This is a genomic window from Pantoea sp. Morm, from assembly GCF_016643525.1.
Classification (GTDB): domain Bacteria; phylum Pseudomonadota; class Gammaproteobacteria; order Enterobacterales; family Enterobacteriaceae; genus Pantoea; species Pantoea dispersa.
The window spans coordinates 1-23,230 of record NZ_VOQX01000047.1 but is presented as its reverse complement, the minus strand read 5'-3'; the positions used below and the strand labels follow the sequence as shown (position 1 = coordinate 23,230).

The following is a 23,230-nucleotide window of genomic DNA, read 5'->3' as shown; positions in this document are numbered from 1 at the left end:
GGATTAGAATATCCAGCCTGCGTGGCGGACGAAATCACTTTGCAGGCGGGTAGCCTGGTCCCAGTCGCCGCTGAGCGCCAGTTGATGACACAAACGGGTCAGCGACAGGCGCGCCAGCTGGTAAGCCTGAATACGGAACAGGCGATCGCGATCGGCATTGCCCATCTCCTGTACTAAGCGGTGGTGCAGCTTGCCCATCGCGTGCAGGTAGCTGTGATCGTCGCCGTTCAGCTGGCAGATTTCGGCCATGTCGAGACAGGTATCGTTAAAACGACGCAGTTGTTCAATGGAACAATCGGTGCGGTTGAGCTTTGCCTGAGCCAGATAGAAGTCGACGGTGATATCGCGGACCGAAAACTTATATTCGTCGATTTTGTGTTGTAACCAGGCTGAGACGGAAAGCGTCATGTCGCCACCCAAAGTAGGTTAATGATAATCATTATCATATTAAACCGCGCCAGGAATGCAATTCCCGCCGTGAAATTTTATTGATTTCCTTTGCCTGTTACAAAAATCGGCAATAACAATCTCTTTACATTCAGCAAAGGCGTAACCTATCAATCAGAGCATAAACGTAAAAAGCGAACTGGAAAATTTACGGCTTATGAACAGGTTACGTTTTGACGGCGCGCGCGGGAATGGCGCGCACAAGCTGGTGGGAAGGGACTATGCTTAATAAAGCAGCAGTAAAAAACAGCACGAGATGATTATCCCTGCAAAACAAGAGGTTGAAGTGATATCTGATATCACTACCATAGGGGGATAGCCTGAAAAGGCCCAGACTTACGAGGTAGCACTATGTCATCAGTAAATGCAGCGTCTTTTTCACCTGACGAATTCGTCTGGAAAGGGCTCACGCTGACCGAGTCGGCAGCGAAACAGATTCTCAGCCTGGTGGAACAGGACCCGGAAGTTAAGGGCCTGAAACTGGGTGTGAAACAGTCCGGCTGTGCCGGTTTTGGGTACGTTATGGACCTGGTGAAAGCGCCTGCCGATGACGACCTGCAGTTCGAGCAATATGGCGCAAAACTGTTTGTGCCGCTTCAGGCGATGCCGTTTGTTGACGGTACCGAGCTGGATTATGTCCGCGAAGGCCTGAACCAGATTTTTAAATTCAACAACCCTAAAGCTCAGCACGCCTGCGGGTGCGGTGAAAGCTTTGGCGTCGAGTAAGTGAAATATGTCACGACACAGCGAAGCATCTGACGATGTACAAACCTGGGAAGGCAGCCTGAACTATAAAGAAGGCTTCTTCACCCAGCTGCAAACCGACGAACTGGCACACGGCATCAATGAAGATGTGGTGCGTGCCATTTCGGCCAAACGTAACGAACCCGAGTGGATGCTGGAGTTCCGTCTCAAGGCGTTTCGCGCCTGGCTGGAGATGGAAGAGCCACACTGGCTGAAAGCGCACTACGACAAACTCGATTATCAGGATTACAGCTACTATTCCGCGCCGTCCTGCGGCAATTGCGATGACAGCTGTGCCTCTGAACCGGGTGCCACCCAGACGTCCGGCAGCGTCGCCTCCAGCGATTACCTGACCAAAGAAGTGGAAGACGCGTTTAACCAGCTGGGCGTGCCGGTGCGTGAAGGCAGAGAAGTGGCGGTGGACGCCATTTTCGACTCGGTGTCCGTGTCGACCACTTATCGTGACAAGCTGGCTGAGCAGGGCATTATTTTCTGCTCCTTCGGTGAAGCGATCCACGATCATCCGGAGCTGGTACAGAAGTATCTTGGCACCGTGGTGCCGCACAACGATAACTTCTTTGCTGCGCTCAACTCGGCGGTGGCGTCCGACGGTACCTTCGTCTACATCCCGAAAGGCGTGCGTTGCCCGATGGAGCTGTCGACCTATTTCCGCATCAACGCGGCGAAAACCGGCCAGTTCGAACGTACCATTCTGATTGCTGATGAAGACAGCTACGTCAGCTACATCGAAGGCTGTTCAGCGCCGGTGCGCGACACCTACCAGCTGCACGCAGCGGTGGTTGAAGTGATCATCCACAAAAACGCCGAAGTGAAATACTCCACGGTGCAGAACTGGTTCCCGGGCGGAGAAGGCGAGGGGGGTATCCTCAACTTCGTGACCAAGCGTGCGCTGTGTGAAGGCGATCACAGCAAGATGTCGTGGACGCAGTCCGAGACCGGCTCAGCCATCACCTGGAAATACCCGAGCTGCATCCTGCGCGGTGATTACTCAGTGGGCGAATTCTACTCCGTCGCGCTGACCAGCGGTCGCCAGCAGGCCGATACCGGTACCAAGATGATTCACATTGGTAAAAACACCAAATCGACCATCATCTCGAAAGGTATCTCAGCCGGTAAGAGCCAGAACACCTACCGCGGCCTGGTGAAAATCATGCCGACTGCGACTAACGCGCGTAACTTCACCCAGTGTGACTCGATGCTGATTGGGCCGGACTGCGGTGCGCACACCTTCCCGTACGTGGAAACGCGCAACAACAGCGCCCAGCTTGAGCACGAAGCCACGACGTCGCGCATCGGTGAAGATCAGATGTTCTACTGCCTGCAGCGCGGCATTAGCGAAGAAGATGCGATCTCGATGATCGTCAACGGCTTCTGTAAAGACGTTTTCTCCGAGCTGCCACTGGAATTCGCCGTGGAAGCGCAAAAATTGTTAGCGATCAGCCTTGAGCACAGTGTCGGCTGATGCCACACGCGTTGCCGGAAGCAATGTGAAGGAAAGAGTATGTTAAGCATTAAAGATTTACAGGTTAGCGTTGAAGACAAAGAGATTTTGCGCGGTCTGAACCTCGAGGTTAAGCCGGGCGAAGTGCATGCCATCATGGGCCCGAACGGCTCCGGCAAGAGCACCCTGTCTGCCACGCTGGCCGGTCGTGAAGATTATGAAATCACCGGCGGTTCCGTGACCTTTAAAGGCAAAGACCTGCTGGAGCTGGAGCCGGAAGAGCGTGCCGGTGAAGGCATCTTCATGGCGTTTCAGTACCCGGTCGAGATCCCGGGCGTCAGCAACCAGTTCTTCCTGCAGACTTCGGTCAATGCGGTACGTAAATACCGTGAGCAGGAAGAGCTGGACCGTTTCGACTTCCAGGACTTCATCGAAGACAAGATCAAGCTGCTGAAGATGCCGGAAGATCTGCTGACCCGTTCCGTCAACGTCGGTTTCTCCGGCGGTGAGAAGAAGCGTAATGACATCCTGCAGATGGCGGCGCTGGAGCCTGAGCTGTGCATCCTCGATGAAACCGACTCCGGTCTGGATATCGATGCGCTGAAAATTGTTGCAGAAGGCGTAAACAGCCTGCGCGACGGCAAGCGCTCATTCATCATCGTAACGCACTACCAGCGCATCCTGGATTACATCAAGCCAGATCACGTGCACGTGCTGTATCAGGGCAAAATCGTGAAGTCTGGCGACTTTACGCTGGTGAAACAGCTGGAGGAGCAAGGCTATGGCTGGCTTACCGACCAGGAGTGATAACGCGCTGCAGCAGTGGCATCACCTGTTTGAGTCACGCGGCGAACAGCGTTCGCTGCAGGCACAGCAGCACTGGCAGCAATTGATGCGTGTCGGCCTGCCGACGCGCAAGCATGAAAACTGGAAATACACCGCGCTGGACAGCCTGCTGGCACAGCAGTTCGTGCAGGCGGACGCGCCAGGCGTGAGCGCTGAGCAGGTGGCTGCGCTGGCGCTGCCGCTGGACGCGATTTGCCTGGTGTTCGTCGACGGTCGCTTCCAGCCTGAGCTGAGCGCGCGTGACACCGGTCTGTTTGACGTGCAGCACAGCCGTGCCGCTGAGCGCCGTCCGTTACCGGCTGCGGTACAGCCGGAGGTGTTCCTGCACCTGACGGAAAGTCTGGCGGAAGAGGTGACCTCGATTCGTCTGCCGCGCGGCAAAGCTGCGGCGCAGCCGCTCTATCTGCTGCACATTACCAGCGGCCAGGCGGATGCGCTCAACACGGTGCATCATCGTCACCATCTGGAGCTGGAGTCCGGCGCGGAAGCGCAGGTGATCGAGCATTACGTGACGCTGAATGGCAGCGCCCACTTTACCGGCGCGCGCTTTACCTTTGCGGTGGGCGACAATGCGCAGCTGAAGCACACCAAGCTGGCGTTTGAAGAGAGCAGCAGCTACCACTTTGCGCACAACGACATCGTGATTGGCCGTGACGCGCAGGTGAGCAGCACCAGCTTCCTGCTGGGTGCCGGTTTGTCGCGTCACAATACCAGCGTGCAGCTGAACGGTGAGAACACCCAGCTGTCGCTGAACAGCCTGGTGCTGCCGGTAGGCAGCGAAGTGGCGGATACGCGCAGCTATCTGGAGCACAACAAAGGCCACTGCCTGAGTCGCCAGCTGCACAAAACCATTTCGCGTGACAAAGGGCGCTCGGTGTTTAACGGCCACATTAAAGTGGCGCAGCACGCGCTGAAAACTGACGGCCAGATGACCAACAACAACCTATTGCTCGGTCGCCTGGCGGAAGTGGACACCAAGCCGCAGCTGGAAATCTACGCCGATGACGTCAAGTGCAGCCACGGCGCGACTATCGGTCGCATCGACGACGAGCAGATGTTCTACCTGCGCTCGCGCGGCATCGCCGAAGACGCGGCGCAGCAGATGATCATCCATGCTTTCGCCGCTGAACTGACGGAAGCGCTGGAAGATGACGCGCTGCGCCAGGTGGTACTGCAACGTATTACCGACCGTTTCCCGGGAGTTGAGTCATGAGTTTCGATCTCGAACGAGTCAGAGCGGAGTTTCCGATTCTGAGTCGTGAGGTCAACGGACATCCGCTGGCCTACCTTGACAGCGCGGCCAGCGCACAGCGCCCGCTCGCGGTGATCAACGCGGAAAGTCACTTCTATCAGCACGGCTATGCGGCCGTGCACCGTGGTATTCACTCTCTGAGCGCACAGGCGACCAGCGATATGGAAAACGTGCGCGCCCAGGCGGCGCGTTTTCTGCGTGCCGCGGCAGCCGAAGAGATCATCTTCGTTAAAGGTACCACCGAAGGCATCAATCTGGTGGCCAACAGCTGGGGCGGCAGTCAGCTGCAGCCGGGCGATAACCTGATCGTCACTGAGATGGAGCATCACGCCAACATCGTGCCATGGCAGATGGTGGCCCAGCGCACCGGCGCGGAAATCCGTGTTCTGCCGCTCAACGACAACGGTGAGCTGGCGCTGGAACAGCTGGCGGGGCTGATCGACAGCCGTACGCGCCTGCTGGCCGTGACGCACGTTTCCAACGTGCTCGGCACGGTTAACCCGGTGAAAGCTATCGTGGCGCAGGCGAAAGCCGCGGGCGTGGTGACGCTGGTAGACGGCGCTCAGGCTGTGATGCACCACCCCGTTGACGTGCAGGATATCGGCTGCGATTTCTACGTGTTCTCCGGCCATAAAATCTATGGGCCGACCGGGATTGGCGTGCTGTACGCGCGTAAGGCGCTGCAGGAGATCATGCCACCGTGGGAAGGCGGCGGTTCGATGATCGATCAGGTCATGCTGCCCACCGGCACCACCTGGAATGGCGCACCATGGCGCTTTGAGGCCGGCACGCCGAACACCGGCGGTATCATTGGTCTCGGCGCGGCGCTGACGTGGATCAGCGAACTCGGTCTGGAGACAATCCATCAGCGCGAGAGCCAGCTGATGCGTTACGCGCTGGACAAGCTGGCGTCGGTGCCAGACCTGGTTATTTACGGCCCGGCCGAGCGCAGCGGCGTGGTGGCGTTTAACCTCGGTAAGCACCACGCGTTTGACGTTGGCAGCTTCCTCGACCAGTACGGCATTGCTATCCGCACCGGCCACCACTGTGCCATGCCGCTGATGCGTCATTATGCGGTGCCCGCGATGTGTCGCGCCTCTTTCGCGCTCTACAACAGCGAAGAGGAAGCCGATCGCCTGGCGGCTGGCCTGACGCGCATTCATCGTCTGCTGGGCGGTTGAGCAGATTTCAGGAGTTATGCATGGCAAACCTGCCAGAAAAAGAGAAACTGGTGCGCAACTTCAATCGTTGCGCCAACTGGGAAGAGAAGTACCTCTACATCATTGAACTCGGGGCAAAATTACCAGAATCCTCTGAAAGCTTGCATCAGCCGCAGCACGTCATTTCCGGCTGTCAGAGTCAGGTATGGATTCGCATGACCCCACAGGCAGACGGCACCATTGCTTTTGAAGGTGACAGCGATGCCGCCATCGTTAAGGGCTTGATTGCCGTGGTATTTAGCCTGTATCAGGGTCTGAAAGCGCCAGAGATTCTGGCACTGGATGTCGCCCACTGGTTTGGCGAACTGGCCCTGACGCAACACCTCACCCCTTCGCGTTCGCAGGGGCTGGAAGCGATGATTCGCGCGATCCGGCATAACGCACAGTCTCTCAGCTAAGTTACACTCTCCAGACCCCGGCCATGACCGGGGTCTGTTCCATCCGACAAAGAGAAAATTGCATGAAACCTGCGCTTCGTTTAGCCGGTGCATTGCTGTTGTCCTGTTTCGGACTGTCTGCACCTGCGTTTGCTACGGAATACCCCCTGCCAGCCGCTGATAGCCGTTTGATTGGCGAAAACACCCTGACCACCGTCCCGGACGACAAACGGCCGCTGGAGAGCATTGCCGCGCGTTATAAGATAGGCATGCTTGGCATGCTGGAAGCCAACCCGGGCGTCGACCCCTGGCTACCGAAAGCCGGAACGCAGCTTACCGTGCCGCTGCAGATGCTGCTGCCGGATGCGCCGCGTGAAGGCATCGTGATCAACCTGGCCGAACTGCGTCTCTACTACTATCCCAAAGGGGAAAATCGCGTCGTGGTTTATCCGATTGGCATCGGCCAGTTGGGGGCTGCCACGCCGAGCATGGTGACAAGTATCAGCCAGAAAATCCCTAACCCCACCTGGACGCCCACCGTCAATATCCGCAAACGCTACGCCAAAGAGGGCATCACGCTGCCCGCGATGGTGCCTGCCGGGCCGGATAACCCGATGGGGCTGTTTGCGCTGCGTCTGGCGCGCGGCAGCGGCCAGTATCTGATTCACGGCACCAACGCCGACTTCGGCATCGGGTTGCGCGTCAGCTCCGGCTGTATTCGTTTGCGCCCGGACGATATCGAAGCGCTGTTCAATAGCGTGCCGCAGGGTACGCGCGTACAGGTGATTAACCAGCCAATCAAATATGCCATCGAACCCGACGGCAAACGCTACATCGAGGTACACCAGCCGCTGTCGCGTAATGAACAGGACGATCCGCAGACCATGCCAATTGCGCTGAGCGCGCCGCTGAAAGCCTTTATAAAGAGTGCGAAGAGCGACAGTGCGCTGATTAAGGCGGCGATTGAACGTCGTTCAGGCATGCCGGTGCTGGTGAGCAGTGGGGAACCGGTGAATGAGGCGACGCCGCTGCCGGCAGTGCTGCAGACGCAGCAGGGGGCAACAGGCGGTGCGCAAGCCACCATCAGTCAGGCGCAGGGCGAAGCCGCTGCGACACCGTGATTCAGGGCCAGCTGACGGCAGAATCCGGACAAAAAAAATGGTGCCACAAGGGCACCATTTTTCAAACCAGAACTCTTACTTACGGTAAGAGTGAGCCTGGTTGTCCAGACGCTGGTTAGCGCGAGCTGCGTCGTCTTTAGCAGCCTGAACGTCAGAACGGATTGCGTTCACGTCGTTGCTCAGCTGGTCAACTTTAGCGTTCAGAGTCTGAACGTCTGAAGACAGCTGGTCGATTTTAGCGTTGCTTGAGCAACCAGCCAGCAGAGTTGAACCCAGGATTACCGCGCCCAGTACCAGTTTAGTACGATTCATTATTTATACCCTCTAGATTGAGTTAATCTCCATGTAGCGTTACAAGTATTACACAAAGCTTTTTAAGTTGAGAATAAATTTTTGATGAGAACATGCTTAAATTTGATCGTTCGCTCAAAGAAGCAGCGTTTCGCAGAACATGATGAAAATATTTAGCGAAAACAGAGAGATTTAATCGGATTAACCTTAATTCTGCGGGATATTGAATAGTTATTATCGATTGGAATTTTCCGCTTTCTGTCCCAGGCGCGGAATAAAAAAAGCGCCCCGAAAGGCGCTCTTTTAAATAAACATCATCGGCTCGATCAGAGTACGTGCACCGACGCGGTGTTGGTGGTTCCGCTCGGTACCAGCGCACCCGAAACCATCACCACGACATCGCCTTTCTGCGCGTAGCCGCTCTGCAGCGCCATCTCTTTGCCGATGCGGTAGAAATCATCGGTCGAGGCGATTTCGCTCACCAGACGCGTTTCAATCCCTTTGCTGAGGATCAGCTGACGCGCAGTGGTCTGGTTAGTGGTCAGGGCCAGAATGGTGGCATCCGGGAAGTATTTACGCACGGATTTAGCTGACTTACCGCCTTCGGTCGCCACCACAATCACCGGCGCTTCCAGTTTCTCAGCGGTCTCAACGGCGCCACGGCACACTGCTTCAGTGATACGCAGCTTGCGCGAATCCTGCAGGGAATCAATGCGCGATTTCATCACGCGATCGGTACGCTCGCAGATGGTCGCCATGATGGTGACCGACTCCAGCGGGTATTTACCCTTGGCGCTCTCACCGGACAGCATCACCGCGTCGGTGCCGTCGAGGATGGCGTTGGCCACGTCGCCGGCTTCAGCACGGGTAGGGCGCGGGTTCTTGATCATGGAATCCAGCATCTGCGTCGCGGTGATTACCACTTTGCGCGCTTTATTACACTTCTTGATCATCATCTTCTGCGCGAAGATCACTTCTTCAACCGGGATTTCCACACCGAGGTCACCACGCGCGACCATGATGCCGTCAGAGGCTTCCAGGATCTCGTCGAAGTTGTTCAGGCCTTCCTGGTTTTCGATCTTGGAGATGATCTGAATGTGCTCACCGCCGTGGGCTTTCAGGTGCTCACGGATTTCCAGCACGTCAGAACGTTTACGGATGAAGGAAGCCGCAACGAAATCCACGCCTTGCTCGCAGCCGAAGATCAGATCACGCTTGTCTTTTTCCGCCAGCGCCGGCAGCTGAATGGACACGCCCGGCAGGTTGACGCCTTTGTTTTCGCCAAGGTCGCCATTGTTCAGCACTTTACACACCACGGTGTTTTCCGTGACTTCGGTGACTTCCATGCCGATCAGACCATCGTCGACCAGCACGGTGTTACCAATTTTCAGGTCTTCGGTGAAACCGGCGTAAGTAACGGCAACGCGCTCGCTGTTACCAATCACTGACTGATCGGTAGTGAAGGTGAAGGTCTGTCCAGCTTTCAGGGACACATCGTTGCCACCGTCCAGTTTCATGGTACGGATTTCCGGGCCTTTGGTGTCCAGCAGAATCGCGGCCTGGCGACCGGTTTTTTCCATGACGGCACGCATGTTGGTGATGCGCTGACCATGTTCGGCATAATCCCCGTGAGAGAAGTTCAGGCGCATGACGTTCATGCCCGCTTCCAGCAGTTGAGTCAGCATCTCTTCGGATTCGGTTTTCGGACCGATAGTACAAACGATCTTGGTCTTTTTCATGTCAGATTTCTGTAAGTTGTGATGGATGATAAAGGTCGGGGTTCGATGCGCCTGGCACCGAAGTAAAAATCTGTTTGGTGTTGGTACGTTTGACACAGAAGTAAGAATAGGTGACGACGGCTAAGCGTGCAGAGAAGTTATGCGCCGGGCGGAGAGACCGTAGCGACGGCGTTGCGCAAATGATGTAAGTGGCTGGCATAGGCACGTTAGCGCTGAAACCTTTCAGGTGGAACAACGCGGCATAGTATAGTCGCTAAGTATGCGAAAACCAATATAAAAGCAGAGGGAGAAAACCGACTCAGATCAAGGAAAGGCGAGTTGCGCAAGGGAGATAACAGCAAAAGTGGTGCGCTCTAATGGACTCGAACCATCGACCCCCACCATGTCAAGGTGGTGCTCTAACCAACTGAGCTAAGAGCGCATTTCAGAAATCTGGTGCGTCCGAGTGGACTCGAACCACCGACCCCCACCATGTCAAGGTGGTGCTCTAACCAACTGAGCTACGGACGCACTTGGTGCGCTCTAATGGACTCGAACCATCGACCCCCACCATGTCAAGGTGGTGCTCTAACCAACTGAGCTAAGAGCGCAACACGCTGTCAGGGCGACAGCGGGGACGAATATTAACGGCAGGCCGTGATGCTGGCAAGCGGAAAAGTGATTTTTCCTGACGACTGACCAGCAACTGTGCTATGCGTCGTTTTTTTCGCCATTGCGGGCCAAATAAACGCCCGCTCAGCCACTTAGCGCGCGGCGCGCGCCAGAATCACCTGCGCCGGTAAACGTTGCAGACGGCGGATGCGCCAGATCATCATCACCGCCGCCGACGTCAGACCGACGATAAATCCGCACCAGAAACCGGCCGGCCCCAGCGGTGCCACCACCCAGTCGGTCAGCGCCAGCACGTAACCCACCGGCAGCCCCAGCACCCAGTAGGCGATCAGGGTAATAAAGAAGATCGAGCGCGTGTCCTTATAGCCGCGCAGGATACCGCTGCCGATCACCTGAATCGAATCCGAGAACTGGTAGATGGCCGCCAGCAGCATCAGCTGCGCCGCCAGGGTAATCACTTCCGGATTAGCGGTATAGAGCGCGGCAATATCGTGGCGGAAGGTCACGGTAAACAGCGCGGTGATCGCCGCCATGGTGATACCCACGCCCTGACCGGTCCACGCGGCGATGCGGGCCTGTTCGGCCGAGCCCTGGCCCAGACGGTAGCCGACACGAATGGTGGTGGCGACGCCGAGTGACAGCGGCAGCACAAACATCAGCGAGCTAAAGTTGAGCGCGATCTGATGACCAGCGACTTTCACAATGCCGAGCGGCGATACCAGCAGCGCCACCACGGCAAACAGCGTGACCTCGAAAAACAGCGCCAGCGCGACCGGTAATCCCAGCGTGAACAGGCGCGTCAGGATGGCGCGCGACGGTGGCGACCAGCGGTTATGCATGCGGATATCGCGCATGGCCGGCATGCGCTTCAGCCAGAAGCGCATCACCAGATACATCACCCAGTAAACCGACGCGGTGGCGACGCCACAGCCCACGCCGCCCAGCGCAGGCATACCGAAATGGCCGTAAATAAAAACATAGTTCAGCGGAATGTTGGTCAGCAGGCCGAGGAAACCCAGCAGCATCGCCGGCTTGGTCTTCGACAGCCCTTCACACTGATTACGTGCCACCTGGAAAAACAGGTAGCCCGGTGCGCCCCACAACAGCGCGTGCAGATAACCTTCTGCTTTGGCCGCCAGCTGAGGATCAATGTCATGCATGGTGTGAATCAGGTAGCCGGCGTTCCACAGCACCACCATAATCAGCAGCGCCACGCCCGCCGCCAGCCAGTAACCCTGGCGCACCTGTTCTGCGATGCGTTCGCGTCGCCCGGATCCGTTGAGTTGCGCAACGGTTGGCGTCAATGCCAGCAGCAGACCATGACCAAACAAAATGGCGGGAAGCCAGATAGAGGTGCCGACAGCAACGGCGGCCATATCCGTGGCGCTCACCGCACCGGCCATTATGGTATCCACAAATCCCATCGCGGTCTGTGCCACCTGAGCAAGGATGACCGGGATCGCGAGGGCCAGCAATTGACGCGCTTCTGTTAAATACTTCTGCACGTATCACCTGCGTAATTTAAGAAGAGAGCGGGGCGGAATCCCCAAAGAATGCGCGACCTAGTGTAGCGGTAGCCCGCACTTCCGCCAAACATTGATCGCATTTGGCTGCGCCATTTGTGTAAAGTTTGCGCGCCGGCAAATTAAACCTTGCGGCGCAAGCTGTGATAAACTGCCACAAACTTCGCAGAGGCTGAAATTATGTTTACCGGAATTGTGCAGGGCACGGCAGAAATTGTCGCCATTGAAGAAAAAGAGTTGTTCCGCACCCACACCGTGCGCTTGCCTGCTGAGCTGCTGCCCGGCCTGGCGCTGGGCGCCTCGGTAGCGCACAACGGGTGCTGCCTGACGGTGACCGCCATTGACGGCGATCGCGTCAGCTTCGATCTCATCAAAGAGACGCTGCGCATCACCAACCTCGGTGAATTACAGGTTGGTGACATCGTGAATATTGAGCGCGCCGCGAAATTCAGCGATGAAATTGGCGGACACCTGATGTCCGGCCATATTATGACCACCGCCGAAATCTGTAAAATTATCCAGTCAGAGAATAACCGCGAAGTGTGGTTTAAATTACAGGACGCTGAGCAGATCAAATATATTCTGCATAAAGGATTCGTCGGCATCGATGGTATCAGCCTGACGGTTGGTGATGTCACCAAAAGTAAGTTCTGCGTGCACCTGATCCCTGAAACGCTCGAGCGCACCACGCTGGGCGCGAAGAAGCTGGGGCACCGGGTCAATATCGAAATCGATCCGCATACCCAGGCGATTGTCGACACCGTCGAACGTGTGCTGGCGCAGCGTGATGCCGCGGCTGCGCTGGTGGCACAAACGCTGCCGGACGCGGAGTAATCGCGAATAAAAAAGGCGCGTCAAGCGCCTTTTAGCATTGCACGGAAATCAACGCGCCACGCGCAAACCGCCTTCGGCGCCGCGGCTGAAAACTACCTGCCACAGCTGAATATCCCGCGCGCGAAACGCACCGGCGCAGGCGTTGAGGTAATAGCTGAACATCCGTTCGAAACGCTCGCCATACTTCTCTGCCAGCTGCGGCCATGCCGCCTGAAATCGCTCGTACCAGGCCATCAGCGTGGTGTCATAATCCGCGCCGAAGTTGTGCCAGTCTTCCATGATGAAGTGGGATTCGCTGGCATCGGCGATCTGCCGTACCGACGGTAAACAGCCGTTCGGGAAAATGTATTTATCGATCCACGGGTCGACGTTCATGTCGGTTCTGATCGCCCCAATGGTGTGCAGCAAAAACAGGCCTTCCGGTTTCAGGTTACGATCAACCACATCGAAGTAGGTGGCATAGTTTTTCGGCCCGACGTGTTCGAACATGCCCACCGACACGATGCGGTCAAACTGCTGGTTCAAATCACGGTAATCCTGCAGCAGAATGGTCACATCCAGACCGGCACAGCGCTGCTGCGCCATTTTCTGCTGCTCGGCAGAGATAGTCACGCCATGCACTTTCACCCCGTAATGACGCGCGGCGAATTCCGCCAGTCCGCCCCAGCCGCAGCCGATATCCAGCAGCGTCATGCCCGGCTCAAGCTGCAGCTTGCGGCAGATCATATCCAGCTTGTCCTGCTGTGCCTGCTCCAGCGTTTCCGCGCTTTTCCAGTAGCCGCAGGAGTACTGCATAAACGGATCGAGCATCAGTGAAAACAGGTCGTTGCCAAGATCGTAGTGCTCTTTACCAACAATCCAGGCGCGTTTCTTTGACTGCAGATTGGTGAGGCGCGCCGCGGCAATGCGCAGCGTATCTTTAAAATGGTGCGGTAACTGCTTATCCAGATGATGTTTCAGCACGCGGTGGAAGAACATATCCAGACGTTCACACTCCCACCAGCCGTCCATGTAGCTTTCACCGAGGCCCAGCGATCCCTCCTGCAGGACCCGTTTGAAAAAATCCGCATGTCTGACCTGAATATCCCAGGGGCGTGTGCCGTTGATGTGAATGTCCGCCCGCTCCAGTAATTCATGGGCGATACGAAACCATTGGTTTTCTTCAAGGCTCACTTCTTCTATACACGATGAACTCATAGCTTCTCCATCACCTTTCCGATTTGAACCTGAGAAAAAGAATAGTCAAATTCCTCAGGCCTGTGAGAGAACTCACGGAAAATCCGTGCGCCAGATAGCCGACGTATTACAGAGGTATGAATCTGAATAGAAATGTCTGCCACAACTCCGGAGGTGAATATCGTGCAGACGCCATCCCAGCGACAGTGTCGCTAAAAAATACGCTCATTATGTTATTGATTTGTTGCAGAAATGCTGACCTACTGAGTATATGCTCACGCAGGTCAGTATTCAATGGCTTATCGTTAGTTTGCTAACGATAATCGTTGCCTTAGCAATTATCTTCGCAGGGACGGGAAGCGTGAGCAATATCACTTTGTGCGCTGGCGCTGCGCTGCCACAGGAAACCGGCCCAGGCGAGGATCACTGTCGCCACCATGACCAGCGTAGTATGCAATAGCGCCTGCTGCAGACCGGCGGAAACAATCAGGCTGGCGAAGAAGCATAAGCCCAGCTGCAGCAGATTCTGCAGGCCGGCCGCTTTGCCGGTGGCCTGCGGGAACGGGGCGAGGGCGCTGGACACCACAATCGGGTATATCGCGCCATTGGCCAGCGCCATGCCGCAGAACGGCAGTAGCAGAGCCACCAGCGGCGGCGTGGTGATCAGCGCCACCGCAAACAGACCCAGAATGCTCAGACTGTAAATCATCAACAACCACGGCAGCAGCTGCGCACCCTGAAAGCGATTCAGCAGTGCGCGACAGCCAAATCCGCCCAGCAGGAAGGCGATAGTCTGCGGAATATAGCTCAGGCCAATGTCCGCCGGGCTCAGACCCGCGGCGGCGAGGATAAACGGCGAGCCGGTCAGCCAGGCGAAGAAACTGGCGGAGCAGGCGGCATAAATCAGTACGTTACCGCTGTAAATACGCGTCGCCAGCAGCGTGAGCCAGCTGGGCTGCGGCGTGCTGTCGTGGCGCGCACGCGGCGCGCTGGCCAGTTTCAGTGTGCCGAACAGCAGCACCAGCGTCACCAGCGTGAGCGCCAGGAAAATGGCGCGCCAGTGAAAATGGGCCATCAGCCAGGCACCCAGCAGCGGCGCCAGCGCCGGTGACAGCGCCACCAGCGGCATAATCGTGGCAAACACTTTGTTGGCTTTGGCCTGCGGATAGCGATCAACCACCAGCGCCTGCCAGCTCACCGCCGCGGCGCACACGCCTACCGCCTGTACAAAGCGCAGCGCCAGCATCAGCCAGACGTTAGTCACCCACAGCATGGCGAGACAGCTCAGCCCAAACACGCTCAGGCCGGCCAGTAAAATCGGCTTACGGCCAAAGCGATCCGACAGCACACCCCACAGCACCTGCGCACAGGCAAAGCCGCCCAGAAACAGGCTCAGGCTGGCGCTGATGGTGCCCGGTGCGGAAGCAAAGTCGCGCTGCATGGCGCCGAAGGCGGGTAAATACATATCGGTGGCCAGAAAGCCGAGCATGCTCAGCACGGCAAGGTAAGGCAGAAATCCTTTAGATGACAGCATGGTTTTTCTCATTCGGCAGGTTGAACGGCGGGGAGTGTAAAAGGGTGCAGCGGGCTTTGTGAAACGCTAATATTTGCAGGGTGCTGTTAAAATTTTTGAAGGGAAAATTATGTGGTCGGAATATGCGCTTGAAGTGGTGGACGCGGTAGCGCGCACCGGCAGTTTTAGCGCGGCGGCGCAGGAGCTGCACCGCGTGCCCTCTGCCATCAGCTATACCGTGCGCCAGCTGGAAGGCTGGCTGGCGGTACCGCTGTTTGAGCGGCAGCATCGCGAAGTGGTGCTGACGGCAGCAGGCGAGCATTTTGTGCGTGAAGGGCGTTCTGTTATCAAAAAAATGCTGGCCACGCGCCGTCAATGTCAGCAGCTGGCTAACGGCTGGCGCGGTCAGCTCAGCATCGCGGTAGATTGCATCGTCAAACCGCAGCGCACCCGCCAGCTGGTAAAGGATTTTTACCGCCATTTCCCCGATATGGAGCTGATCATCAGCTACGAAGTATTTAACGGCGTGTGGGACGCGCTGGCTGATGGTCGTGTCGATGTGGCGATTGGCGCCACCCAGGCCATTCCGGTCGGCGGCCGCTTCGCCTTTCAGGATATGGGCGCGCTCAACTGGCGCTGCGTGGTGAGTCCGCAGCATGCGCTGGCCCACAGTCCGCAGCTGGATGACGAAACCCTGCGCGCCTGGCCGTCGCTGGTGCTGGAAGATACGTCGCGCGCGCTGCCGCGCCGCATGACGTGGACGCTGGATAACCAGCGGCGGCTGGTGGTGCCGGAGTGGGAAACCGGGCTGGATTGCCTGCAGGCCGGATTGTGCGTGGGCATGGTGCCGGGCCACCTGGCGCGCCCGCTGCTGGACAGCGGCGCGCTGGTGGAGCTGGCGTTACCGCAGCCATTTCCGGACAGCCCGTGTTGCGTCAGCTGGTCTGAGCAGCGCGCGTCACCGGCGCTGGCGTGGTTACTGGAATATCTGGGCGATGCGGAGACGCTGAACCACGAGTGGCTCAGCGAGAAGGTGGCTTAACGGCGGTAATCGCGGAACGGGCCATCGGCCACGGAGCGGCGCTCAATCAGCGTGGGCTGCACTTCAATGGTCTGCGGCTCTTCGCGTTTGCTGGTGATGCGGTCCAGCAGCATCTCCAGTGCCTTTTCCCCCAGCTGTGCTTTCGGCTGGTGCACGGTTGTCAGCGCCGGGGTGAAGTAGCGCGCGTTGCGCACATTGTCATAGCCAATTACCGAAATGTCCTGCGGCACGCGCAGTCCCATCTCGTCGGCCGCGCAAATCGCGCCCATCGCCATGATATCGCCGCCGCAGAACACCGCCGTCGGGCGCTGTTTCTGGTTAAGGATCTGCTGCATAGCCTGATAACCTGACTCCGGTTCGAAGTCACCCTGTACAATCCACTCGGGACGGACGCTGATGCCCGCTTCCTGCATCGCCTTCAGAAAACCCGCATGACGACCGCCACCGGTGTTGCGCTCCATCTGGCCGGGGATAGCACCGATATCGCGATGGCCGCGCTCAATCAGGTATCGTCCGGCGAGGTAACCGCCGTGGAACGCATTGTCCTGCACGGTATCGGTAAAGTCCCCGCGCGATTCGCCCCAGTCCATGACCACCATCGGGATATTGCGGTTCTCTTCCAGCATCTGCAGAAGATCGTCGGGATATTCGGAGCACATGACCAGCAGGCCATCGACGCGCTTTTGCGCCATCATTGACAAATAGGCACGCTGTTTTTGCAGATCGTTATGCGCGTTGCCGAGAATCAGCGTGTAACCACGCTCAAAGCAGTGATTCTCCACGGCTTCAATAATTTCGGCGAAGTAGGGCGCTTCGCTGGAGGTCGCCAGCAGGCCCAGCGTCTTGGTGTGATTCACCTTCAGGCTGCGGGCCACCGCGCTCGGTGAGTAGTGCAGCGCTTTAATCGCTTCCCATACGGCGTTACGCGTCTCTTCCGCGACAAAACGCGTTTTGTTGATGACATGCGAAACCGTGGTGGTTGAGACCCCGGCGCGTTTCGCCACATCTTTAATGGTTGCCATGAAAATGGTACTCCTGGGCTTATCGCAACTTACTGATAAGTATATTGTTAAACGTTTGCGTCTGCTAATGGTTTTGCGCCCTGAATATCAGGGCTAATCTGCTTAATCGGGCAGGGAAACATCCTTCAGCAGGCTGTCAATGCAGCATGCGCTAAATCTGTTGCGCAACGAAAGGCGGCGATTCTAGCAAGCCGGGGCGGATAACACGAGATTTTTGCCCATCACTGTGCGAAAATTATTTAACCATGCAAACTGTGTGACTAAGGAGTTGTGATGAGTACCGATTTAAAACTGGCATTGACCACCACCGCCGCTGCTCTGCTGATGATTATTGCCTTTAGCTTTACCGCCATTCTGCATTAATAAAAAAGCCGGTGCTGCTGAACAGCCACCGGCTTTTTTGTTGCGCAACGCTGAGGTTAGCGCACGGTTTTCGGCGTCATCATACGGCGCGCGCCAACGTAATGCTTCTGCCAGTAATCCTCGCCCAGCGCGCTAATCTGAATGTCCTTACCGGTGCGCGGAGACTGAATGAATTTGCCATTGCCCAGATAAACCCCGACATGGTCGGCGGTACCGCGGTTGTTGATGCGGAAGAACACCAGATCGCCTTTCTCCAGCATCTCACGCTTAATTGGTGCCGCATCGCGCAGGTGATACATCTCATTGGCGGTGCGGGGAAATTTAAACTTCACCAGGTCTTTGTAGGCGTACCACACTAAACCACTGCAGTCGAAACCGGTGTGCGGTGAGGTGCCTCCCCACTGATACGGTTTACCCAGCTGGCCCATCAGTTTCGTCATCGCGGTTTCGCGCGCTTTTTGATAGCGCAAGCGGTGGGCTTTGCTCATTTTAATGCCGCTCAGCTGCTGCACTTCATCATCAACGGCAACGTCACGCGATTTTTTCGCCAGCCGCTGATGACCATATTTTTTCGCACTGAGCTTAAGTGAGGATTTGCGCTGGGTGGTGTGCTGAAGTACCGTTTCGCTTTTCTGCTGTTTTTTCAGCCTGAACTTCTGTACTGACGTCAGGCGTGACTTTTTGCTGGTGGTTTTCACCGGGCGTCGTTTGCGACGCTCATCTTCACGCGCGTTCTTTTTCTCCGCTTTCTGCAAACTGGCATTAACCGGCGCATGCGGAGAAGCCGCCGCCACATTAAAGAACAGTTGGGCAAAAGCCAGTATGAAAAGCGTAATCAGTAAACGCATAGTCCGGTTACAGGTTAAGCCGTCGGCAGGAAGCCAGACCGCGGTAAAGTTAGAAAAATCTGATCGACGATCAGCACCGGGGCAATTCTAATCCACTTTTTTTGCAAAAGGTAAGGTCTTTTTCCATTAATCTGTCACGGTACTGAAAGTGGGGCAAAAATGAGCGATTTCAGCTGTTTAACCCAGCGGAATTATTGCTAATTATTAATTGATTAATGCTTATTAATGATACGAAAATGTTATTCGTGGCGCGCGAACTTAACAAACATGGCGATATGCGCCGGCTAAGGCAAAATCCCGTTTTCAGTCGCGGGGCGAAGTCGCTACAATAAACAAACACGAAGTGAAGGATTAAGGAAGGCAAAAATGAGTACTGTTGAAAAAATTCAGCGCCAGATCGCAGAAAACCCGATCCTGCTGTACATGAAAGGTTCGCCGAAACTGCCAAGCTGCGGTTTCTCTGCGCAGGCGGTACAGGCGCTGTCTGCCTGTGGTGAGCGCTTTGCGTACGTAGACATTCTGCAAAATCCGGATATCCGCGCTGAGTTACCGAAATACGCCAACTGGCCAACTTTCCCGCAGCTGTGGGTGGATGGCGAGCTGGTCGGCGGCTGTGACATCATCGTTGAGATGTTCCAGCGCGGCGAACTGCAACCGCTGATCAAAGAGACCGCTGAGAAGCACAAAGAAGCAGAATAAGAAAAAGGCCGACAGCAGTGTCGGCCTTTTTTTGGCTGCGGTCTGACGGGCCTCAGGCCGAGGCATCGTCTTCGGCCGGCTCTTCACTCACCGCCAGCGGCCAGCCGCCGAGGCGTTTCCAGCGATTCACCAGTTCGCAAAACAGCGTGGCGGTCTGTTCGGTATCGTACAGCGCCGAGTGCGCCTGAGTGCTGTCAAAATCTATCCCCGCCGCTTTACAGGCCTTCGCCAGTACCGTTTGTCCCAGCACCAGCCCGCTCAGCGCGGCGGTGTCAAAGGTGGCGAACGGGTGGAACGGGTTACGCTTCATGCCGGTGCGCTCTGCTGCCGCCATCAGAAAATTATGATCAAAGGTGGCATTGTGCGCCACGATAATCGCCCGGTTACAGCCGCTGTCTTTGGTGCCTTTACGCACCATTTTGAAAATGGCGTGCAGCGCCTCATATTCACTCACCGCGCCGCGCAGCGGATTGCTGGGGTCGATGCCGGTAAACGCCAGCGCTTCGGGATTGAGAATCGCCCCTTCGAACGGCTCCACGTGGAAATGCAGGGTTTCATCGCGGTGCAGCCAGCCATCCTCATCCATTTTTAACGTAGTGGCGGCGATTTCCAGCAGCGCATCGGTTTGCGCATTGAAACCGGCGGTTTCAACGTCAATCACCACAGGATAAAAACCACGGAAGCGTTGATGGAGAGCGTTTAAGGCGTTCGATTCAGACATCAGGATCTCATTGCAGGAAATGGGGCAGCGCGCATTATGGCAAAAATCGGCGCAGGGTGCAGCAGGAGAGGGAAGTCAGCCCGCAAATTAGCAGGCTGACTAACGGCATTAGTTGCCGAGGCCGTGACCGGCGTGTTTGTTTTCGATCAGCTCGATTTTGTAGCCGTCCGGATCTTCCACGAAAGCGATGATGGTGCTGCCGCCTTTGACCGGGCCGGCTTCACGCGTGACGTTACCGCCCGCCTGACGGATGCGGTCGCAGGTCGCCGCGACATCATCCACGCCCAGCGCGATGTGGCCGTAGGCATTGCCGAGGTCGTATTTATCCACGCCCCAGTTGTAGGTCAGCTCAATGACCGCACCTTCGCTCTCTTCGGTGTAACCCACGAAAGCCAGGGTGTATTTGTATTCGGTGTTTTCGCTCTGACGCAGCACGCGCATGCCCAGCACGCGGGTATAAAAATCGATGGAGCGCTGCAGATCGCCAACGCGTAACATAGTGTGAAGTAAACGCATAACATCCTCTTTTCAAAAGTCATCAGGGAACCCGCTTAGTATAGCGAGGGAATGCCCTGAAGAAAGCACGCGGCCGCACATCCGCTGCGGCCGCGTTTGACTTACAGTGTCGGGTAGTCGGTGTAACCTTCCGCGCCGCCGCCGTAGAAGCTCTCCGGGCGCTGCGGATTAAGCGGTGCATCCTGCTGCAGGCGTGCTACCAGGTCCGGGTTGGCGATGAAGTCACGGCCGAAGGCCACCGCGTCAATCAGGCCACGCGCAATCAGATCGTCCGCTTTTTCCACGGTGTAGGCACCGGCACCGATAATCACGCCCGGGAAGGCGGCACGCACTTTCTTACGGAACTCATCGGTGTAAGGCTTACCGCCCGCCCAGTCTGGCTCAGACAGGTGCAGGTAGGCGAGGCCGCGCTTGCCCAGTTCGCTGATATACCACAGTGCCGCTTCTTCTTCATCCGGACCGTTTTCCAGATTCTGGAAGGCGCCGATTGGCGAGATGCGGATACCGATGCGATCGGCTGACCAGTTAGCAATTGCCGCATCGACCACTTCCAGCGCGAAACGGCCGCGCTTCTCAATCGAACCGCCGTATTCATCGGTACGCTGGTTAGAACCGGGTGCGAGGAACTGATGCATCAGATAGCCGTGCGCAGAGTGCAGTTCCAGCAGGTCAAAATCAGCGTCGCGCGCATTCGCTGCCGCCTGGCCGAAGTCTTTAACGATCTGCTGAATTTCTGCCACGCTCAGTTCACGCGGCATGGAGGTATCTTCACGGTATACGCTGCCGTCGGCGGCGCGCAGCGAGGTGCGGGTGCCAGCGGCGATCGCGGACGGTGCGACCGGCGCTTTGCCATCCGGCTGCACGCTATTATGCGAGATGCGGCCGGTGTGCCACAGCTGAACGGCGCTGTGACCGTGCGCGGCGTGAATACCTTCGTTAATCATTTTCCACGCAGCAATCTGCTCTGCGGTGTGCAAACCCGGCGCACCGGCGTAGCCTTTCGCCTGGAACGAAACCTGGGTGGCTTCGGTAATGATCAGACCCGCGCTGGCGCGCTGCTGATAATACTCCGCCATCAGCGGGGTAGGAATATCGCCCGGTTCAATGCTGCGCAGACGCGTCAGCGGCGCCATAAATACACGGTTAGGTACGGTAATCGCGCCCACTTTCAGCGGGGTGAACAGCTGTTTACTCGCCATGATGACTCCTGTAATAGACCGGTCGTCTAGAAATTGCCGTTTTTAAAAATCAGCGGTGATTAAGCCACTGTTCGATGGTGTCGAGCGCCAGGCTAATCGGCCCGGGCTCACGTGAAATCTTGCTCTGCAGGCTGGCACCCAGCCACAGCAGATAACAGCGTTGCGCCAGCTGCTGCGGGCTTTGCCCATAGGGCAGCGGCTGTTCGGCTGCGACCTCCGTCAGACAGCGTGCGTAAGCGGCCGTGATGGCCGTGGCACCGCGCTGCAGCGCATCGCGCATCGGCTCTGACAGATCGCACACTTCGCCGGAAAGCTTAACGCCCAGACAGCCGACGATGTGACCCTGCTCGATAAACAGCCGTTCCGCGTAGCGAAAATGCTGCAGTAAGCGTTCGCGTGCAGTAACGCCGGGCTGGGTCAGCTGCTGTTCAACCTGCTGCTGATAATTGACGAAGTAGCGCTCGAGCAGCGCCACACCGAACGCTTCTTTCGAGCGGAAGTAGTGGTAAAACGAGCCTTTCGGCACTTCCGCCAGCGCCAGCATTTCGCTCAACCCCATGCCGGTGAAACCGCGCTGCAGGCAGACCTGCTCGCCGGTGGCGAGCAGATGTTCACGGGTTTCGTTGCGTTGCACTGTCTTGTTCATGGCAGGCAGAGTATTAGACCAGTCGGTCTAATGCAATCCTCAGACGCGATTCTGGCACGATTTGATCATATCCAGCTGCGGCTGATACTGCTGCGTCTGGATATTGAACAGGCCGAGCACCGTGTGGAACAGATTATCCTGCGACACCGCTGTCTCTGCCGCCTGCTGGCGCAGACAGGCCTGATCAATGTGATACGCCGCGGCGTAGCCCGGCGACATCCACAGCAGCAGCGGGATGTGCGTCTGCTGCGACGGCGCAAACAGGTACGGCGCACCGTGCAGGTACATGCCGTGTTCGCCCAGTGATTCGCCATGGTCGGACAGATACACCAGCGCCACGTTAAAGCGATCGCTCAGGCCCTTCAGCTTATCGATGGTGCGACTCAGCATATCGTCGGTATACAGCAGCGAGTTATCGTAGGTGTTAACCAGCGCCTGGTGATCGCAATCCTGAATCTGATTGCTGTCGCAGGTAGGCGTAAAGCGCTGGAACGCGGCCGGATAGCGCTTAAAGTAAGCCGGACCGTGGCTGCCCATCTGGTGCAGTACAATGATGCCGTCATTGTGCAGGCTGTCGACATAGTTATCAAAGCGATGCAGCAAGACGTCATCGAGGCAGAAGCCATCGTGGCAGTACTGTGGCAGCTGCCACTGCGTCATATCGGTATGCGGCACGCGGTCGCAGGCACCTTTGCAGCCGCCGTCGTTTTCGCGCCACAGCACGCTGACTCCGGCATGGGCCAGCACATCCAGCACGCCTTCCTGATGATGGGCGAGGTTCGCATCATAATGCTCGCGCGGCATATTCGAGAACATGCACGGCACCGAAATGGCGGTTTCCGTGCCGCAGGAGCTGGCGTTGGGATAATAAATCACCTGCTGCTTTTTCAGCTGTGGGTTGGTGTCGCGCGCATAGCCGCCGAGGGAGAAGTTCTCCGCGCGCGCAGTTTCGCCCACCACCAGCCCCACCAGCGTCTTCTTCGACCCGGCGGTGATTAGCGGTCCTTTCTTCGCATC

24 protein-coding genes and 3 tRNA genes are annotated in these 23,230 nt (G+C 56.9%); 11 read left to right on the top strand and 16 right to left on the bottom strand.

The features are described from left to right. Positions 1 to 3: 3 nt before the first annotated feature. Positions 4 to 408 carry a hypothetical protein gene (locus FT726_RS16545; RefSeq protein WP_021506233.1) on the bottom strand — a complete coding sequence of 135 codons (405 nt, stop codon included), beginning with the start codon at positions 406 to 408 and terminating at the stop codon, positions 4 to 6. A 390-nt stretch (positions 409 to 798) separates the two neighbouring features. Here FT726_RS16545 and sufA point away from each other — a divergent pair, with 390 nt between their 5' ends. From sufA to FT726_RS16510, 7 genes are all read left to right on the top strand, one after another. Next, complete coding sequence (gene sufA / locus FT726_RS16540; protein ID WP_010616252.1) at positions 799 to 1,173, top strand: Fe-S cluster assembly scaffold SufA; 375 nt, start codon at positions 799 to 801, stop codon at positions 1,171 to 1,173. Positions 1,174 to 1,180: 7 nt separating this feature from the next. Then, positions 1,181 to 2,674 carry a Fe-S cluster assembly protein SufB gene (sufB, locus tag FT726_RS16535; protein WP_288422562.1) on the top strand — a complete coding sequence of 498 codons (1,494 nt, stop codon included), beginning with the start codon at positions 1,181 to 1,183 and terminating at the stop codon, positions 2,672 to 2,674. Positions 2,675 to 2,713: 39 nt separating this feature from the next. Further along, positions 2,714 to 3,460, top strand: coding sequence for a Fe-S cluster assembly ATPase SufC (gene sufC, locus FT726_RS16530; RefSeq protein ID WP_021506231.1), 747 nt, complete (start codon positions 2,714 to 2,716; stop codon positions 3,458 to 3,460). After that, complete coding sequence (gene sufD / locus FT726_RS16525) at positions 3,435 to 4,712, top strand: Fe-S cluster assembly protein SufD (RefSeq protein ID WP_021506230.1); 1,278 nt, start codon at positions 3,435 to 3,437, stop codon at positions 4,710 to 4,712. Before sufC ends, sufD begins: the two co-directional genes overlap by 26 nt. Next, positions 4,709 to 5,932: a cysteine desulfurase SufS gene (sufS, locus tag FT726_RS16520; RefSeq protein WP_166710035.1), complete on the top strand. Its 1,224-nt coding sequence runs from the start codon at positions 4,709 to 4,711 to the stop codon at positions 5,930 to 5,932. The genes sufD and sufS overlap by 4 nt, the downstream gene beginning before the upstream one ends. Positions 5,933 to 5,952: 20 nt before the next feature. Next, positions 5,953 to 6,369 carry a cysteine desulfuration protein SufE gene (gene sufE / locus FT726_RS16515; RefSeq protein WP_278708431.1) on the top strand — a complete coding sequence of 139 codons (417 nt, stop codon included), beginning with the start codon at positions 5,953 to 5,955 and terminating at the stop codon, positions 6,367 to 6,369. A gap of 62 nt (positions 6,370 to 6,431) precedes the next feature. Beyond that, the gene (locus FT726_RS16510) at positions 6,432 to 7,469 is read left to right on the top strand and encodes a L,D-transpeptidase family protein (RefSeq protein WP_288422566.1); all 1,038 of its coding nucleotides are present in this window, start codon (positions 6,432 to 6,434) and stop codon (positions 7,467 to 7,469) included. Positions 7,470 to 7,544: 75 nt separating this feature from the next. Here the strand turns inward: FT726_RS16510 and FT726_RS16505 are convergent, their stop codons facing one another. From FT726_RS16505 to FT726_RS16480, 6 genes are all read right to left on the bottom strand, one after another. Further along, entirely contained in the window at positions 7,545 to 7,781 is a 237-nt protein-coding gene (locus FT726_RS16505; RefSeq protein ID WP_007374746.1) for a major outer membrane lipoprotein, read from the bottom strand. 305 nt (positions 7,782 to 8,086) lie between these two features. Continuing rightward, complete coding sequence (gene pykF / locus FT726_RS16500) at positions 8,087 to 9,499, bottom strand: pyruvate kinase PykF (protein ID WP_021506226.1); 1,413 nt, start codon at positions 9,497 to 9,499, stop codon at positions 8,087 to 8,089. Between the two features lie 344 nt (positions 9,500 to 9,843). Beyond that, positions 9,844 to 9,920, bottom strand: a tRNA-Val gene (locus tag FT726_RS16495). Positions 9,921 to 9,932: 12 nt separating this feature from the next. Beyond that, a tRNA-Val gene (locus FT726_RS16490) sits at positions 9,933 to 10,009 on the bottom strand. 3 nt (positions 10,010 to 10,012) lie between these two features. Further along, positions 10,013 to 10,089, bottom strand: a tRNA-Val gene (locus tag FT726_RS16485). A gap of 153 nt (positions 10,090 to 10,242) precedes the next feature. Then, positions 10,243 to 11,616 (bottom strand): MATE family efflux transporter, encoded by a 1,374-nt coding sequence (locus FT726_RS16480; protein ID WP_150058219.1) that lies wholly within the window; start codon positions 11,614 to 11,616, stop codon positions 10,243 to 10,245. Positions 11,617 to 11,814: 198 nt separating this feature from the next. On the opposite strand from FT726_RS16480, the gene FT726_RS16475 reads away from it, so the two are divergent. After that, positions 11,815 to 12,468, top strand: a complete 654-nt coding sequence (locus FT726_RS16475) for a riboflavin synthase (RefSeq protein WP_021506224.1) — start codon at positions 11,815 to 11,817, stop codon at positions 12,466 to 12,468. 48 nt (positions 12,469 to 12,516) lie between these two features. On the opposite strand, the gene cfa is transcribed toward FT726_RS16475, so the two are convergent. After that, entirely contained in the window at positions 12,517 to 13,665 is a 1,149-nt protein-coding gene (gene cfa, locus FT726_RS16470) for a cyclopropane fatty acyl phospholipid synthase (protein WP_021506223.1), read from the bottom strand. Positions 13,666 to 13,975: 310 nt separating this feature from the next. Further along, entirely contained in the window at positions 13,976 to 15,178 is a 1,203-nt protein-coding gene (gene punC / locus FT726_RS16465) for a purine nucleoside transporter PunC (protein ID WP_288422568.1), read from the bottom strand. Between the two features lie 109 nt (positions 15,179 to 15,287). Between punC and punR the strand changes: the two genes are divergently transcribed. Then, complete coding sequence (gene punR, locus FT726_RS16460) at positions 15,288 to 16,199, top strand: DNA-binding transcriptional activator PunR (RefSeq protein WP_127833973.1); 912 nt, start codon at positions 15,288 to 15,290, stop codon at positions 16,197 to 16,199. Here punR and purR read toward each other — a convergent pair. Beyond that, positions 16,196 to 17,221: an HTH-type transcriptional repressor PurR gene (gene purR / locus FT726_RS16455; RefSeq protein WP_159378229.1), complete on the bottom strand. Its 1,026-nt coding sequence runs from the start codon at positions 17,219 to 17,221 to the stop codon at positions 16,196 to 16,198. The two genes, punR and purR, sit on opposite strands and share 4 nt — an antisense overlap. 273 nt (positions 17,222 to 17,494) lie before the next feature. Here purR and FT726_RS16450 point away from each other — a divergent pair, with 273 nt between their 5' ends. Further along, on the top strand, positions 17,495 to 17,584 hold the full coding sequence (locus FT726_RS16450) for a YnhF family membrane protein (protein ID WP_021506219.1): 90 nt from the start codon (positions 17,495 to 17,497) through the stop codon (positions 17,582 to 17,584). 56 nt (positions 17,585 to 17,640) lie between these two features. Here the strand turns inward: FT726_RS16450 and FT726_RS16445 are convergent, their stop codons facing one another. Then, positions 17,641 to 18,432 carry a C40 family peptidase gene (locus FT726_RS16445; protein WP_058757687.1) on the bottom strand — a complete coding sequence of 264 codons (792 nt, stop codon included), beginning with the start codon at positions 18,430 to 18,432 and terminating at the stop codon, positions 17,641 to 17,643. Between the two features lie 366 nt (positions 18,433 to 18,798). Between FT726_RS16445 and FT726_RS16440 the strand changes: the two genes are divergently transcribed. Further along, complete coding sequence (locus tag FT726_RS16440) at positions 18,799 to 19,131, top strand: Grx4 family monothiol glutaredoxin (RefSeq protein WP_021506217.1); 333 nt, start codon at positions 18,799 to 18,801, stop codon at positions 19,129 to 19,131. A gap of 52 nt (positions 19,132 to 19,183) precedes the next feature. Here FT726_RS16440 and rnt read toward each other — a convergent pair whose 3' ends face one another. From rnt to FT726_RS16415, 5 genes are all read right to left on the bottom strand, one after another. Continuing rightward, positions 19,184 to 19,852, bottom strand: a complete 669-nt coding sequence (rnt, locus tag FT726_RS16435; protein ID WP_021506216.1) for a ribonuclease T — start codon at positions 19,850 to 19,852, stop codon at positions 19,184 to 19,186. 108 nt (positions 19,853 to 19,960) lie between these two features. Beyond that, a complete protein-coding gene (gene gloA, locus FT726_RS16430; protein ID WP_021314698.1) occupies positions 19,961 to 20,368 on the bottom strand; it encodes a lactoylglutathione lyase in 408 nt (135 codons plus the stop codon). A gap of 101 nt (positions 20,369 to 20,469) precedes the next feature. After that, positions 20,470 to 21,567: an alkene reductase gene (locus FT726_RS16425; protein WP_282996260.1), complete on the bottom strand. Its 1,098-nt coding sequence runs from the start codon at positions 21,565 to 21,567 to the stop codon at positions 20,470 to 20,472. Between the two features lie 49 nt (positions 21,568 to 21,616). Then, complete coding sequence (locus tag FT726_RS16420; RefSeq protein ID WP_031279165.1) at positions 21,617 to 22,213, bottom strand: TetR/AcrR family transcriptional regulator; 597 nt, start codon at positions 22,211 to 22,213, stop codon at positions 21,617 to 21,619. Positions 22,214 to 22,252: 39 nt separating this feature from the next. Beyond that, the coding region (locus FT726_RS16415; RefSeq protein ID WP_346303086.1) for a sulfatase-like hydrolase/transferase at positions 22,253 to 23,230 on the bottom strand (978 nt) is incomplete at its 5' end.